15 protein-coding genes are annotated in these 15,297 nt (G+C 61.4%); 9 read left to right on the plus strand and 6 right to left on the minus strand.

Features of this window, described 5'->3' with window-relative positions; genetic code table 11:
- Positions 1-149: 149 nt before the first annotated feature.
- Together BGO64_RS10070 and BGO64_RS10075 are read left to right on the plus strand one after the other, a co-directional pair.
- The gene (locus BGO64_RS10070) at positions 150-719 is read left to right on the plus strand and encodes a single-stranded DNA-binding protein (protein WP_010674212.1); all 570 of its coding nucleotides are present in this window, start codon (positions 150-152) and stop codon (positions 717-719) included.
- A gap of 161 nt (positions 720-880) precedes the next feature.
- On the plus strand, positions 881-1,651 hold the full coding sequence (locus BGO64_RS10075) for a substrate-binding periplasmic protein (protein WP_045522350.1): 771 nt from the start codon (positions 881-883) through the stop codon (positions 1,649-1,651).
- Positions 1,652-1,697: 46 nt separating this feature from the next.
- On the opposite strand, the gene BGO64_RS10080 is transcribed toward BGO64_RS10075, so the two are convergent.
- The gene (locus BGO64_RS10080) at positions 1,698-1,820 is read right to left on the minus strand and encodes a hypothetical protein (protein WP_010675895.1); all 123 of its coding nucleotides are present in this window, start codon (positions 1,818-1,820) and stop codon (positions 1,698-1,700) included.
- 295 nt (positions 1,821-2,115) lie between these two features.
- Here BGO64_RS10080 and yjbD point away from each other — a divergent pair, with 295 nt between their 5' ends.
- A complete protein-coding gene (gene yjbD / locus BGO64_RS10085; RefSeq protein ID WP_286700616.1) occupies positions 2,116-2,400 on the plus strand; it encodes a DUF3811 domain-containing protein in 285 nt (94 codons plus the stop codon).
- Between the two features lie 392 nt (positions 2,401-2,792).
- Positions 2,793-3,002, plus strand: a complete 210-nt coding sequence (cspE, locus tag BGO64_RS10090; RefSeq protein ID WP_010675897.1) for a transcription antiterminator/RNA stability regulator CspE — start codon at positions 2,793-2,795, stop codon at positions 3,000-3,002.
- A 177-nt stretch (positions 3,003-3,179) separates the two neighbouring features.
- Here cspE and BGO64_RS10095 read toward each other — a convergent pair whose 3' ends face one another.
- On the minus strand, positions 3,180-4,565 hold the full coding sequence (locus tag BGO64_RS10095) for an ATP-binding protein (protein ID WP_052816044.1): 1,386 nt from the start codon (positions 4,563-4,565) through the stop codon (positions 3,180-3,182).
- A 7-nt stretch (positions 4,566-4,572) separates the two neighbouring features.
- Positions 4,573-5,295: a response regulator gene (locus BGO64_RS10100; RefSeq protein ID WP_010675899.1), complete on the minus strand. Its 723-nt coding sequence runs from the start codon at positions 5,293-5,295 to the stop codon at positions 4,573-4,575.
- 199 nt (positions 5,296-5,494) lie between these two features.
- Between BGO64_RS10100 and BGO64_RS10105 the strand changes: the two genes are divergently transcribed.
- A complete protein-coding gene (locus tag BGO64_RS10105; RefSeq protein WP_010675900.1) occupies positions 5,495-5,851 on the plus strand; it encodes a hypothetical protein in 357 nt (118 codons plus the stop codon).
- Between the two features lie 290 nt (positions 5,852-6,141).
- Positions 6,142-8,136 carry a methyl-accepting chemotaxis protein gene (locus BGO64_RS10110; protein ID WP_286700617.1) on the plus strand — a complete coding sequence of 665 codons (1,995 nt, stop codon included), beginning with the start codon at positions 6,142-6,144 and terminating at the stop codon, positions 8,134-8,136.
- A 62-nt stretch (positions 8,137-8,198) separates the two neighbouring features.
- Here BGO64_RS10110 and BGO64_RS10115 read toward each other — a convergent pair whose 3' ends face one another.
- Both BGO64_RS10115 and BGO64_RS10120 read right to left on the minus strand, forming a co-directional pair.
- Complete coding sequence (locus BGO64_RS10115) at positions 8,199-8,612, minus strand: hypothetical protein (RefSeq protein WP_010675902.1); 414 nt, start codon at positions 8,610-8,612, stop codon at positions 8,199-8,201.
- Positions 8,613-8,743: 131 nt separating this feature from the next.
- Complete coding sequence (locus BGO64_RS10120; RefSeq protein WP_048209682.1) at positions 8,744-9,745, minus strand: sensor domain-containing diguanylate cyclase; 1,002 nt, start codon at positions 9,743-9,745, stop codon at positions 8,744-8,746.
- A gap of 386 nt (positions 9,746-10,131) precedes the next feature.
- On the opposite strand from BGO64_RS10120, the gene glnK reads away from it, so the two are divergent.
- The 3 genes from glnK to BGO64_RS10135 all read left to right on the plus strand — a co-directional run bounded on the left by glnK (position 10,132) and on the right by BGO64_RS10135 (position 12,966).
- The gene (gene glnK / locus BGO64_RS10125; protein ID WP_010675904.1) at positions 10,132-10,470 is read left to right on the plus strand and encodes a P-II family nitrogen regulator; all 339 of its coding nucleotides are present in this window, start codon (positions 10,132-10,134) and stop codon (positions 10,468-10,470) included.
- 25 nt (positions 10,471-10,495) lie between these two features.
- Complete coding sequence (locus tag BGO64_RS10130; protein WP_042864817.1) at positions 10,496-11,737, plus strand: ammonium transporter AmtB; 1,242 nt, start codon at positions 10,496-10,498, stop codon at positions 11,735-11,737.
- Positions 11,738-12,360: 623 nt separating this feature from the next.
- Positions 12,361-12,966, plus strand: coding sequence for a DUF6338 family protein (locus tag BGO64_RS10135; protein ID WP_286700618.1), 606 nt, complete (start codon positions 12,361-12,363; stop codon positions 12,964-12,966).
- A gap of 276 nt (positions 12,967-13,242) precedes the next feature.
- Here BGO64_RS10135 and recD read toward each other — a convergent pair whose 3' ends face one another.
- Complete coding sequence (gene recD, locus BGO64_RS10140) at positions 13,243-15,297, minus strand: exodeoxyribonuclease V subunit alpha (RefSeq protein WP_286700619.1); 2,055 nt, start codon at positions 15,295-15,297, stop codon at positions 13,243-13,245.

The following is a 15,297-nucleotide window of genomic DNA, read 5'->3' on the forward strand; positions in this document are numbered from 1 at the left end:
GACGCCTCTGCCGGCAAGCTCCGGCGCAGCCAGGACACTGAAGAGAGATGACACCCAGCCAGGGCGCACATCTCGTTGCAAACAAACGCATTATTGAATGGGCCCAGGCATCTGGCCTGGCCGGTATACATAAGGGTGGAAGATAGATTATGGCCAGTCGAGGCATCAACAAAGTCATTCTGATCGGTAACCTGGGGCAAGACCCGGAAGTGCGCTACATGCCGAGCGGCGGTGCCGTGACTAACATCACCCTGGCCACCTCCGATACCTGGCGCGACAAGCAGACCGGTGAGCAGAAAGAGCGCACCGAATGGCACCGTGTCGTCTTCATGGGCAAGCTGGCCGAAGTGGCCGGCGAGTACCTGAAGAAGGGCTCCCAGGTCTATGTGGAAGGCAAGCTCCAGACCCGCAAATGGCAGGATCAGAGCGGCCAGGAGCGCTACACCACCGAGGTGCTGGTCGACAGCTTCACCGGTGTGATGCAGATGCTGGGTGGCCGTCCGCAGGGCGGTGGCCAGGGCATGGGCGGCCAGTCATCCCAGGGCAACTGGGGCCAGCCGCAACAGGCTGCACCGCAACAGAACATGCAACGTCCTGCTGCCCCGCAGCAGAACATGCAACCGCAAGGCGGTTACGGCCGTCCGGCCCAGCAGCCGCAATCCGCCCCGCCGGTCTACAACGAACCGCCGATGGATTTCGACGACGATATTCCGTTCTGATCCCCTGCGGCAGGCCCTGATTTATCAGGGCCTTTTTTTACCTGTTTCTGACGCATTCACCTCCCCCGACGACCATGTTGCTGCCACTTTCCCGCGCTTTACGTCCCCTTCGTCCAGGCTTGTGGCTATCATCGAGACGATTTCTCCCTTCGGGAACCTGCATGAACTACTTGAGCCGTCTGCTGTGCCTCGCCCTGCTGATGTTCGGCGGCCACCTTGCCGCGGAGCCGCTGCGGGTGGGAGTCAGCTTTGCCATTCCTCCCTATGTCATCAGCCACGAAGACAGGGGCATCGAACTCGATCTCATGCGAGAGGCCTTCGCAGGCAGCCCCCATGAGCTGCAGGTCGTCTATCTTCCCCTGGAGCGCACCTTCAGGATGCTGGAGGAAGGCAAGCTGGACGCCATCATCAACGTCAAACCCGGCATGCTGGAAAGCGCCTACCTCTCACAGCCGGTGATCACCTTCCACAACCGTGTCTTTACCCTGGCGCCGACGGCAGTCCACACCATGAAGGATTTGCAGACCCTGCGAGTCAGTGCCTTCCAGCGTGCACGGCAGATTCTGGGAACGACCTTCTCCGACATCGTCGACCAGAATCCCCGTTATGAAGAGGTGGCGAGGCAGGAGGGACAGGTACAGCGGCTCCTGCTCGGGCGCACCGATGCCGTGATCCTGGAACAGCGGGTGTTCTACTACTATCTGGCTCAGTTGCTCGGGGATGACCAGGAGGGCGACCGCTATCCCAAGGACAAGGTCAGACAGCACGACCTCTTCCCCCCGACTCACTACCACTTCGCCTTTCGCGAGGCGGGCCACCGGCAATGGTTCGACAGACAGCTCGCCAAGATGAAGGCGGACGGGCGCTATGAGCGAATTTTTGCCGCCTATGGCACCACCTCTACTGCCGGAGACAAAAAAGCCAGCCCATGATGGACTGGCTTGATACCGGCTCCGGGGAGCCGCAGTGGATGGAGCGTTACTTCATCGCGCTGCCGTTTTTCAGCTCTGCTTTCTGACGTTTGGCTTCGCGTTTCTCTTTCAGTGACATCTGCGGTTTTTTCTTGGCATCTTTGCCGTGATGCTGTTCTTTGTTGCTCATCATCAGACTCCAAAAAGGTTACCTGGACAGTTGGAACGGGTGTTCCAGCATGTCAGCCGAATCGTGGATTTCAGTACGCCAACAGTGACGATCGGGGATCGCACTGGCCTCAGCATACTCCCAATCTTCCGCCGGGATCCAGCCTCCCGGCAACGCCTGTCTGCCAGGCGCCCCGCGGCGTGCTCCCCCGGGAAATGACAACCGGGCGACACTTTTGGCATCCGGGAACGGATGGTCAGCCTGTCTCCGATGGATGTGTGTTAGGGTGGGCATTCAACGATCGCAGGAGCGCGTCATGAAGAAGCTGGAAATGAAGGATCTGACCGAGGCCGAGAAAGCCGAGATTGCCCTGCTGGTGCAAAAGGCCCAGGCCAATGCCGATCACACCCTGACCAACGGGGAGCGCAACAAGATCCGCGAGGCAGGACGCCAGAAGATCGCCGCCGATCGCGCCCAGGCCGCCAAGGCGGCTTCCGCACTGGCGCGGGAAAAAGCCAAGGAGCGAGCCAACGCCCAAGTGCTGCCCGACACCTTCAGCTGGTCCGATTCCGTCAGCAACAAATACCGTGGCAGACGGTAACGGCAGCATGAATGCTCGCAGATGACGCTGCTGCAAAAAAGGGGGCTGGCAGAGCGTCATGTCATGCCCCTGAAAAGGGCAGCAGGAGGCGCCTGGCAGCTGATGCACACCCGGATAAAACGCCTATCCAGCCATCACTGACTGAAACGAATACCAAGATAAAGATTGCCATGACAGGGTGTGCGTGTTCTAATCGTTTTCGATGGTTCGGTAGTTCAGACCTGATTATGTTAGGCAGTCATCTTAAAGCAGTGATTTGTGCAGGCAGTTATCCCCGATAATTCTTGCCAGATAATTCTCCTTCTTTAGTGCTCCCCATACGTATTTCTGACGAAAAATCATGGATTGCCGCTCCGGTGGCGTTTCACTAATCACTACTCAAGGAAATTATCATGTCCAAAATGACTGGTACCGTAAAATTCTTCAACGCCGAGAAAGGCTTCGGTTTCATCTCCCCGGCTGACGGCAGCAAAGACGTGTTCGTTCACTTCTCCGCCATCCAGTCCAACGGTTTCAAAACCCTGGAAGAAGGTCAGCGCGTTGAGTTCACCATCGAGCAAGGCCAGAAAGGCCCGGCTGCTGCGAACGTCGTTCCGCAGTAATTCAAGCCGGAGCACCTTCCCCTCTTTGGGCAAGGGCCTCAGCAAGAATTGAAAAAACCCGCTTCGGCGGGTTTTTTGTTGCCCGTTTCCGGGTGACCGGCGTGTTGCCCTGCTTCCCTCTCGCCACGGGCAGCAAAAAGGGCACCCTGGTGGTGCCCCATTTCCTGGTCAGGTTCCTTACAGGGGCAGGCTGATCCGCGCCTCCAGCCCCCCCTCCTCGCGATTGTGAAGGCTGAGCTCACCGCCGTGCTGGTGCACCAGGGTGCGGGCGATGGCGAGCCCCAGTCCCACGCTGCCAGACTCGGTGTTGCGGGCTTCATCCAGGCGCACGAAGGGCTTGAACACCTCCTCCAGCTGGCTCTCCGCAATCCCCGGTCCCTGATCGCGAACCAGGATCAGCAACTCGCCGTCACCACGCACTAGCGAGACCTCGGCCCCCCCTGCGTACTTGATGGCGTTGCCGATGAGGTTTTGCAGTACCCGGCGCAGAGTGTTGGCCCGGCAGGCGTAAACCTGCTTGCCCTCGGCCAGGCAGGTGACGGGCTGGCCCATGTCGGCATAGTCGTCACACAGGCTCTCCAGCAGGCTGACCAGATCCAGCTCCCGGGTCGCCTCCTGCTGCCCCTCCTCCCGGGCAAAGCTCAGGGTCGCCGCCAGCATCTGCTCCATCTGCTGCAGGGTCTGCTGGAAGCGATCCTTGTCTTCCCCGTCCGCCAGAAACTCGCTGCGCAGCCGCAGGCTGGTGATGGGGGTGCGCAGGTCGTGGGAGATGGCGGCCAGCATCCGGGTTCTGTCCTGCACGAAGCGATCGAGCCGGGTGTGCATCCGGTTGAAGGCCTGGATGGACTCGCGGATCTCGGTGGGCCCCTCCTCGCGCAGGGGCTCGATGTCCTCACCACGCCCCAGCCTGTCGGCGTTGGCCGCCAGCTGCTTGAGGGGACGGGTCGCCCGGCGGAACAGCCAGATCATCAGGCCGATCACCAGGCTCGCCACCAGCAGCAGGTTGAGGGTGGTCTGCCAGGACCAGCTCGCCGTCTCCTTGTCCACCAGGGAGCTGAACTGGAGCCAGCCGCCGTTGGGCAGTTCGATGGAGCCGTAGAGCCGCATGTCCTGGGGCGGCGGCATGCCGTTGCGATCCTTCATCATGCGGTTGTGGTGCTGCCAGGCCCGGCTGCGCTGGATGTCCTGCTTCAGTTCGGCGCTGATCTCCACCGCCAGGGAGGATGGATAGCCGAGCTTGGCCCGCACCAGCTTCTCGAAGCGGGGGCTGCGGTTGTCCGGCTGCAACGGCTCGTCGGCCAGACGCAGCAGCAGGGTCTCGCTGCGGCTCGCCTTGAGGATCTCATGATAGAGGGAAGGAGGGGAGAGGGAGAGCAGGCGCACCACGGAGATGATCCGCTGCATGGCGTTGCGGCTGTTGACGTAACCGAGGGCCTCCTCCCTGTCCGAACGGTAGATCTGGATACTGAGCAGCTGGATCAGCACCAGCCCCGCCAGGGCCACCAGCACTATCTGGCCGGTCAACCCCTTGGGCAGCAGCCTGGCGAAGACGCGCTTGATCATGTCGGCCTCACTCCTGGGTCACGTCGGCGGCGAACAGGTAACCGCCACCCCAGATGGTCTTGATGAGCTCGGGATTCTTGGGATCCCGCTCCAGCTTGCGCCGCAGCCGGCTCACCAGGGTATCGATGGCGCGATCGAAGGCCACCGCCTCCCGGCCACGGGCCAGATCCAGCAACTGATCCCGGCTCAGTACCCGCTGGGGCCGCTCCAGAAACACCTTGAGCAGATCGAACTCGGCGGTGGAGAGGCTCATCCCCACCCCCTCCTCGTCCACCAGCTCGCGGCGATTGACGTCGAGCAGCCAGCGATCGAAGCGCAGATCCCGGGTCAGGGTCTCCGGCACGGGCAGGCTCTCCGCCTGGGTACGGCGCATCACCGCCTTGATGCGGGCCAGCAGCTCCCGCGGGTTGAACGGCTTGGAGAGGTAGTCGTCCGCCCCCATCTCCAGGCCGATGATGCGGTCTGTCTCCTCCCCCATGGCGGTCAGCATGATGATCGGCAGGCGGGATTTGACCCTGAGCTCGCGGCACAGGGTGAGGCCATCCTCCCCCGGCATCATCAGATCCAGCACCAGCAGGTCGAACTCCCGCTCATCCAGCAGCCGCTTCATCTCCTTGCCATCGCGGGCGCAACTGACGCGCATGCCATGCTGCTCCAGAAAGCGCTTGAGCAGATCGCGGATCTCGCTGTGGTCATCGACCACCAGAATATGAGGGCTGCCTTGGTTCATCATCATCTCTCCGTTATCGGGCTGGGGCGATTATACGAAAATCAACCGGGCGGGTTGTGTCAAAGTGTGCCAGCACGCCCCTGTGCCACACTCTGCTACAAAATAGGCTTCTACTGGCAAATTTCAGACACTTCCACGGTGTTTACTGGATACCAAGGCGAAAGAGCCTCTACCCGTACACATCCGACAGGAGTTACCCATGAAAAAGCTGACCAAGACCCTGCTGACCGCCACCCTGATCCTCGGCCTGCCGCTGGGCGCCTATGCCGCCAGCGAGGCGGTCTCCACCGCGCAACCGACCCAGGCCACGGCGACCGGTTGCCCCATGGACGGTACCGGCATGATGGGCGGCAAGCATCATGGCGGCCGCCACGACAAGATGGCCCGCATGAAGAACATGACCCCGGAACAGATCCAGGCCCATCTGCAACAGCGCTACGACAAGATTGAAGATCCGGCCAAGAAGGCGGAGTTCGTGAAGAACCTTGGTCTGCGTGCCGACGGTATGATCAAGCACGCCGAGGTGATGAAGCAGTTCGCAGAAGCAAATCAGTAAGTCGAAGTGATGAAGCAGTTCGCAGAAGCAAACCAGTAAATCGACGTAATGAAGCGGTTTGCCGAAGCAGACCCGTGATCCGGCAGGGCCCTGCCCCGACACCGGCGAAAACGACAGGGTGGCGCAAGCCACCCTTTTTTTGTCTCCCCCCCCAATTTTTTCACCTTTTCCTGCCTGCCCGCATCATGTTATGTGAGCGATAACAAACGTTTTACTTTCGAAATAAATCATAATGGCCCCTCACACAACAGACGCGGGCACGATCCCGGGCACAGTGGACAGGAGTCGTTATGGGATGGAATCTGGGCACAATCAAGGGGCGCTATACCACCGTTTTTCTGGGCTTCATGGCGCTGGTGTGCGCCCTGACGGTGATCGGCATCCAGATCTGGATCACCCCCGCCCTGCAAAAAGCGGGGGAGGAGAACGTGGCGCTGCGAGTCGGCGAGATAGCGACCGATATCCGTGACCAGCTCAACGGGGTCCAGACCCAGTCGCGCAGCATCACCCAGCTGGTGGCACAACTGCCGAGCGAGCAGATAGACGCCCAGCTCCCGGCCCTCATCGACCAGTACGGCAACGGCATGGTCTTCGGTGGCGGCATCTGGCCCCTGCCGGACAAGCGGGAGGCGGGGCGCGCCAAGTTCAGCACCTTCTTCCACAGGGATGCGTCCAACGCCCTCATTCCCAACACCTACTGGAACTCGGCAGAGGCGCCCAACTATTTCGATCAGCCCTGGCACAAGGCTGGCCAACAGGCGCCCCGTGGCGTCTGTGCCTGGGCCGCCGCCTACAAGGATGGCGCGAGCCAGCAGCCGAGAACCAACTGCGCCATGGGGATCTACCAGGATGGCGCCCTCTACGGGGTGTCGACCATAGACGTCACCCTGGGCTTCTTCAACGACCTGGTGGCCAAGAAAGAGCAGGAGATCGGCGGTCAGGTGATGATCATCGAGGCTGACGGCAAGATCCTGAGCCGCAACGCCCGTCTGACCGGGGATGTGGTGCTCGGCAACCTCTCCGCCCACGCCGACTATCCCTTCGCCCTCGCCATCAGCGGCCTGCTGGGCCAGGATGCGAGCAAGGGGCAGCTTCGCACCACCTTCCAGGATCAGGGTGAGGAACAGACCCTGCTGATGGAGGCCATCGAAGGGACCCCCTGGCTGCTGGCCGCCGCCCTGCCGACCCGAACCCTGACCCAGGACAGCCGGGATGTGCTCGCCACCCTGGCGAGCATCCAGCTCCCCCTGGCGGGGCTGCTGTTCGTGCTCATGGTACTGGCCATCAGCCAGCTTGGCAGCCGCCTGCAGACCCTCAAGCTCAACATCGACGCCCTCAGCGCCGGCGACGCCGATCTGACCGCCCGCATCCAGGTCAAGGGGCATGACGAGCTGGACAACATCGCCCTGTCGGTCAACCGCTTCATCGCCTTCCTGCAACAGATGATGGTGCAGGTGACCGCCGCCACCGACCTCATCACCCGCGAGCTGGCCCAGCTCGATCAGCAGACCGGGCAGGCCAGGCGGATCCTGGGAGAACACGCCAGCGAAACCGATCAGGTCGTCACCGCCCTCAACGAACTCAGCTCCACCGCCGATAGCGTTGCCCGCCACGCCAACGACTCCGCCAGCTTCACCGAGGCCGCCAACGGTCAGGCGGCCAGCTCCCGCAAGGTGGTGGGGTCAGCCTCCGCCAGCGTGGTGGCCCTCATCGACGAGGTGGATCTCGCCGCCGCCAAGGTGCTGGAGATGCAGGAAGATGCCCAGCAGATCGGCAGCGTGCTCGGGGTGATCGGCGGCATCGCCGCCCAGACCAACCTGCTGGCGCTCAACGCCGCCATCGAGGCGGCCCGGGCCGGTGAACAGGGCCGGGGCTTCGCGGTGGTGGCCGACGAGGTGCGCGCCCTCGCGGCACGCACCCAGAACAGCACCGCCGAAGTGGGCAGCATGTTGTCACGGCTCACCCAGGGGGTCGCCGAGGCCGTGGTCGCCATGGAGCAGACCAAGCGCAGTTGCCAGGCGGCGGCCGACACCACGGGTCAGGTCACCGGCGGCCTCGACACCATGGCCGACGCCGTGGTGCAGATCCACGATCTCAGCAGCCAGATCGCCACCGCTGCCGAGGAGCAGAGCCGGGTGACCGAGGAGATCAACCGCAACATGGTGAGCATTCGCGACATGCTGAACCTCCTGGTGGAGAACGGCGGCAACACGGAGCAGAGCGCCGCCACCCTGCTGGGGTCCAACCGCCAGTTGCTGGCACTGGTGCACCGCTTCAAGGTGTGAGCCTGAACGCCAGGCAGCAAAAAGGGGCCCGCGGGCCCCTTTTTCATTCACCTTGCCAGGACTCAGGCCTTGTTGGCCAGGTTCAGGGTCTTCACGGTCTCGCCTTCGAACTTGATGACCACGTTCTTCTGGGCCACTTCGGAGTCTTTCAGCAGGGACTTGGTGGTCTCGGCCAGCAGCGGGGAGGCCTTGTTCAGAGCGTCCAGGTCATAGGTCCACACTTCCAGACCGGCGTCGGTCTTGGTGCTGGCCGGGGCGCCCAGCTTGTCCTTGATGGCCTGCTTGTTGGAGCCACCTTCCTTGATGTCCAGAGCCTTCTTGATCGCTTCGTTGGAAGCGGTGTCCATGGCGTTGCCAGCCATCTCTTTGGCGGTGCTGGTGACGCTGCTGGTCACGGTGTCGGTCAGGGAATCCATCAGGCCGGCGTGGGCAACCAGAGGCAGGGCGGTCAGGGCAATCAGCAAGGACTTTTTCATGAAGATACATCTCGCAAGAATGAAAAGAGCGCGCATGAAACCAGCGGGATGAATTGGAGTCAAGAAAATCCCTTGGTCAAGCCGTATTCGGGGGGGGAAAAGCCCCGTAGCGGCTCCGACCAGTGCCCATGTCAGCCGCTGAGCTGGTCCTTGCCCGCCAGCTTGGCCCGGTAGAGCGCCCTGTCGACCCGTGCCATCAGGTGGGACACCTGCTCGTCGGGGTCGGACTCCACCAGCCCGAAACTCAAGGTCACGGGCTCGATCCCCTTGACCCTGGCATGACTCAGGCGCTGCCTCAGCTTTTCGGCCACCACCCGGGCGTCGGGCAACCGGGTATTGGGAAGCACCAGCATGAACTCGTCACCCCCCCAGCGGGCCAGCAGATCGATCTCGCGGATGCAGCCCCGGGTCAGCTGCACGATATCGATCAGGGTCTGGTCCCCCACCCCGTGGCCATGGCGATCGTTGATCTGCTTGAAGTCGTCCACGTCCATGGCGATCACGGCAAAGGGCTCCTTGAAGCGCTTGGCGCGCTCATGCTCCAGCCGCACCGCCTGCTCCAGCCGATAGCGGCTGGCCGCGCCGGTCAGGGAGTCCGTCTCCGCCAGGCGGCGGTTTTCCTCCACCTGGAACTGCAATGCCTGGTTGAGCCGCTCCAGTTCGGCGGTACGCTGCGCCACCTGCTGCTCCAGGGTGCGGTTTTGCAGCTCCAGCCTGGCGTAGAGTTCCCGCTGGGCGTGGATGTTGCGGTGTGCCCCCACCATCCTGGCGACACTGCCGTCCGGGTTGCGTGCGACGATGCGGCCACAATCCGCCACCCAGAGGTAGTCACCGTTACGGCAACGGCAGCGGTATTCGGCCCGGTAGTCCGCCGCCCGCCCGCTCAGGCAGGCATCGAAGCTCTCCATGACCTGCGCCAGATCGTCCGGGTGGATCAGGTTCTCCCAGGTGAAGACGGTGTTATCGAGGGAGTGGGGCTCATACCCCAGCATCTGATACCAGCCGGGATAGCGATGGACATAGCCGGTGTTGGCATTCCAGTCCCAGAGACCGTCGCTCACGACCTCTAGCATGCCGCTCATCACGGCCTCGTCGAGGGCCGGTTGCCTTGTCATCTCATTGTCATGCAGCATGAAAACCTTCCTTGTTCTGCTACTCGGCGGCACGGATCCGCTTGTTGACCTGGCGGGAAAACCGGGCCTGCCGGTCGAGCCTTCAAGGGGGCGACTGGCCTCGACACCCCGTCATGACGGGTTATCGGCCAGGTTGCTCTCTTGTTGAACAACAGTAGCAGCCCGCACACTTTCGAGTCTTGCGCGCCGTCACGCTCCCTTCCGTTCTTCTGCCGGCCAGATTGCACCACGGCGGTGCACACCTTTGGCGCAGCCCTGCCCATATTGGGCAAGCCTCGCTGACCAGGACTGCGATTAATAAGTAAGTGCATGAATAAAAAGAAAAATACTTTTCTGGCGCAATATTTGCCTTTATCTGGGTGAACCACAAGGATTGGGGATATTGCATGAAATTAATCACCGCCATCATCAAGCCGTTCAAACTCGACGACGTGCGCGAAGCCATCGCCAACCTCGGCGTCGAGGGGCTGACGGTTTCCGAGGTCAAGGGGTTTGGCCGCCAGAAGGGGCACACCGAGCTGTACCGGGGTGCCGAATACCAGGTGGATTTCCTGCCCAAGGTAAAGCTGGAGATCGCCACCCTGGCCGACAACGTCGAGCAGATCATCGAAGCCATCAGCAAGGCCGCCCACACCGGCAAGATAGGTGACGGCAAGATCTTCGTTTATGACCTGCAGGCCGCCGTGCGCATCCGCACCGGCGAGACCGACGCAGACGCCCTTTGATACGACTGGAACTGAGGAATACGACATGGAAGAGTTGATCACATCCGTCAGTGAGCTGCGCTATGCACTCGACACCTTCTACCTGCTGATCTCCGGCGTGCTCGTCATGTGGATGGCCGCCGGGTTCGCCATGCTCGAAGCCGGCCTGGTCCGCGCCAAGAACACCACCGAGATCCTGACCAAGAACATCCTGCTCTATGCCATCGCCTGCATCATGTTCCTGCTGGTCGGCTACAACATCATGTACGTGGACAACAGCGCCGGCGGCTGGCTGCCGAGCTTTGGCAGCCTGATGGGCAGCCAGGCGGACGACGCGGGCCACTCCCTGCACTCCGACTTCTTCTTCCAGGTGGTGTTCGTCGCCACCGCCACCTCCATCATTTCAGGTGCGGTGGCAGAGCGGATGAAGCTCTGGTCCTTCCTGCTGTTCTGCGTGGTGATGACCGGCTTCATCTACCCCGTGGAAGGCTACTGGAGCTGGGGTGGCGGCTTCCTGAAAGAGGCGGGCTTCTCCGACTTCGCAGGCTCCGGCATCGTCCACATGGCGGGCGCTGCCGCTGCCCTGGCCGCCGTGCTGCTGCTCGGCCCCCGTCGCGGCAAATATGGCAAGCAAGGAGAGATCTACCCCATCCCCGGCTCCAACCTGCCGCTCGCGACCCTGGGCACCCTGATCCTCTGGATGGGCTGGTTCGGCTTCAACGGTGGCTCCCAACTGGCGCTCTCCAGCGCCGCTGACGCCACCGCCATCGGCACCGTGTTCGTCAACACCAACGCCGCCGCGGCCGCCGGTGTGGTCGGCGCCCTGCTGGTCAGCAAGCTCACCTGGGGCAAGGCGGATCTCACCATGATCCTCAACGGCGCCCTCGGTGGTCTGGTCGCCATCACCGCCGACCCGGCCTCCCCCAGCCCGCTGTTCGCCAGCCTGATCGGCGCCCTGGCCGGTGCCCTGGTGGTCTACGCCATCGTCGCCTTCGATCGCCTGAAGATCGATGATCCGGTCGGTGCCATCTCGGTACACGGCGTCTGCGGCCTGTTCGGCCTGATGGTGGTGCCCTTCTCCAACACGAGCGCCACCTTCGGTGCCCAATTGCTGGGTGCTGCCACCATCTTCGGCTGGGTCTTTGTCGTCTCCCTCGTGGTCTGGAGCCTGCTCAAGGCCACCATGGGCCTGCGGGTCAGCGAAGAGGAAGAGATGATGGGTGTGGATGTCCACGAGTGCGGCATCGATGCCTACCCCGAGTTCGTCAGCGTCAAATCCAGCATCTGACACGGCCATCGGATGTGGGGCCCGGGGGACACCCCGGGCCCCGTTTTTTTGGCGGCTCGGCGCCCCTGAAGGCAGGAGGACGGTTCGAGTGATGCCACTCTGCCACGCAGCCGGTGAACCACCTGCTTTGCCCCCTCCCCTTTGCAAGGGGAGAGTCGGGGTATGCCGTGCCGATTGACGGATGGGGCCATGACCCCCTCCCCGCCTCCCCCTTGGTAGGGGGAGGAGCAATCAAGCGGCCCCTGTCTGGACGAATCAAATAATCGAGGTAGCAGCTACGTAGGTTCGATTAGCGAAGCGTAATCGGACAGCGGTAACGGCATTGCTCCCTTCTCCCCTTCCGGGAGAAGGGTTGGGGATGAGGGGCAGGAAAAAAGAGTTCGCGGTAAACGTTGGGCTTCGCTTCGTTCAGTCATAACCTATATGGCCGATACAGTTGATGCTGAACCAATGAAACACAACACAGGCGATATAGACAATTCGAAAAATTTTATAATTCCGCATATAAGAAATGAAAAACTAACATTTTCATATAAATACATATTGACTCATCAAGTATTTTTTGGTGATACTGCCTTATAAATAAATCATAAAAACCACAATATAGCCAAGAGCTTGAAGATATGGATATTAGTTCTGAGTTACTAGAATTATTGAGACAGCTATTACCTGGCTTTTTAACTGCATGGGTTTTCCACGCATTAACCGCATATCCTAAACAATCTCAGTTCGAAAGAGTAATACAAGCTTTAATTTTCACACTATTGGTTAAGGTTCTTTCTGATTCATTCAAAGAAATAACTATCTATATTGGCAGCTTTTATAAAGTTTTTGAATGGTCTACAGGGAAAGAGCTAGCGACTTCGATCATACTTGCATTTCTGTTGGGCTTAGTTCTGTCTTATTACACAAACAACTCTAAGTTTCATGGGCTCCTACAAAAATTAAAAATAACTAACCAGTCATCATTTAATAGCGAGTGGGAGGACATATTTAATAGTGTGACATCATTTGTAATTTTAGACCTAAAGGATGGACGAAGAATTTTTGGTTGGCCTAGTGTGTGGCCATCAGACCCATCCAAAGGTCATATTGTTCTACAAAATCCAGAGTGGATATCAGAAGATGGTGAGTATATCCCTATGTCGAGCGCACAATTTATAGTAATAAAGGCCGAAGAAATAGAATTCGTTGAGTTTTTGAAAGAGGGTAATTTTAATGAGCAATGACCATAAAAAGCCCGTTGAAAAATCAGGAAAAAATCCACCACCGCCATCAAATTATGTAAAACCAAAACCAACACCAACCCCTCCAACCCCAACTAAAAAGTGATGGTGATTTATGTCTGATAAAAAACCATATCCAGGCCCAGATACACAAAAGAACAGTAGAAATCCACCACCCCCAACAAGATATGAAAAGCCATCGCCAACACCACCTCCACCACCTAAGAAAAATTAACTTCAATCATGTGGTTAGCAGGCAATTACGCCTGCTAACCACAATCACTCCCTCAACCTATCCGCCAATCCGGAATAACGCTCGGTCTTTTTCCGCACCGCCTGTGCCAGCAGGGCGCGATCGCCGTAGAGATCGAGGCGGGCCTTGGCGCGGGTGATGCCGGTGTAGACCAGCTCGCGGGTCAGGAGCGGGCTGGGGCTGTCGGGCAGCACCAGCACGGTATGGGCAAACTCCGACCCCTGGGATTTGTGGATGGTCATGGCGTAGACCGTCTCATGGGGGGGCAACCGGCTGGGCAGCAGGGCCCGCAGGGTGCCGTCCGGCTGCTCGAACCACACCTTGAGGCGCCCGGTGTCATCGGGCAGGCAGAGCCCCATGTCGCCGTTGTAGAGGCCGACCCCGTGGTCGTTGCGCACCACCATCACCGGGCGGCCCGCATACCAGTCGCCGTCACGCTGGATCAGCCCTGCCTTGGCGAGGGCCAGTTCGAGCCGCTCGTTGAGCCCCATCACCCCGAAGGGGCCGTCCCGCAGGGCGCAGAGGATCTGGAAGCCGTTGAACGCCTTGAACACCGCCGCCGGATCCTCGCCGGCCCGGGCCGCCTTGAGGTAGCTGCCATAACCGGCCACGCCCTCGGCAATCAGGGCGTTGTAAGCCTCCCCCGCCCAGGGGTGCAGGCGGATGTCGCCAAATCCTGCGCCCCAGACCGCCTCCACCGCCGCCCCGTCGCCGCTGTTGCAGGCCCGCGCCAACTGGCCGATGCCCGAATGCTGGTCAAAGCGCCAGCTCTTGGAGAGCAAACAGAGGCTGTCGCGCACGCTGGCCCCCGCTGGCGTGCCTTGCAGGCGATAGCCGGTCTGGCGGGAGAGCCAATCCGCCTGCGCTGGGCTGATGCCCTGTTCGATAAAGCTGCAGATATCCCCGAGCACGGCCCCCGCCTCCACCGAGGCGAGCTGATCCTTGTCACCGAGCAGGATCAGGCGGGCATGGCGGGGCAGCGCGTCCAGCAGGCGCGCCATCATGGGCAGGTCCACCATGGAGGCCTCGTCCACCACCAGCAGGTCGAGGTGCAGCGGGTTGCCTCTGTGATGGCGGAACTGGCTGCGCCCCGGAATGACCCCAAGCAGCCGGTGCAGGGTGCCCGCCTCCGTGGGGATGGCCTGTACCCACTCGGGGGGCAGATCCAGGGCCTGCAGGGCCGCGCCGATACTCTCGGTGAGGCGCGCCGCCGCCTTGCCGGTGGGGGCTACCAGCCGGATCGCCGGGGCCTTGCCCCCTTGCAGGCCGGTCTCCACCAGGATGGCGAGGAGCTTGGCCACCGTGGTGGTCTTGCCGGTGCCGGGGCCGCCGGAGATGACCGCGAAGGGGCGCGCCGCCGCCGTGGCCGCCGCCAGCTTCTGGCCGTTGCAGCAGAGCGCCTCGGGCACCAGGGTATCCAGCCGCTCCAGCTCGCTGGCCGCCTGGGCGCTCTTTAGCAGGGTCTCCACGGCCGGCCACTCCACCTCATGGGGGAAGACCAGATCCAGGTACTTCTCCACAAAGTGGCGGACGGAGAAATCCGGCGCGAGGCGGGCCTTGAGCAGGGCCCCGAACACCAGGCCGTAGTCGCGGGCAAAGAGGCGTGACAGGGCCGGGGCAATCTCCGGCCATTCGGCCCGTTCACTCAAGGCGCCAAGGTGGCGGGCCACCCCCAGCTCAAAGTCGTGGTAGCGGGTGAGGTAGAGGCGATCCCCCCAGAGCCGCAGGGGCCAGCGGGGGCTCTCCCCCTCCTCCTGTTCGCTCCCCACCAGGGGGCTGGCCGCAAAGAGGGCGGGCCAGCTCGCGGGATCCGCGAGATCCGCCAGCAGATCCCGGCTCTGATCCGGATCCAGCCCGAAGGGGCGCGAGGATCCCTGCCCGTCACCGCCCTGAGCGAGCATCGCCAGCGGCAGGCAGACGTGGCCGCGGCCCAGCTCATGGCAGGCGAGCGCGGCCCCCAGCACCAGCTCGGGGCTGCCGCCAAGGTCGGCCACCAGCCTGGCGAATTGCAGGTCAAGCTGGCGGATGCGCCCCGCCAGCGCCAAGGCTTTCAGCCGCTCTATCATGGTTTCGCCCTTCAT

The organism is Aeromonas sp. 62-46 (assembly GCF_001898585.1).
GTDB lineage: Bacteria > Pseudomonadota > Gammaproteobacteria > Enterobacterales > Aeromonadaceae > Aeromonas > Aeromonas caviae.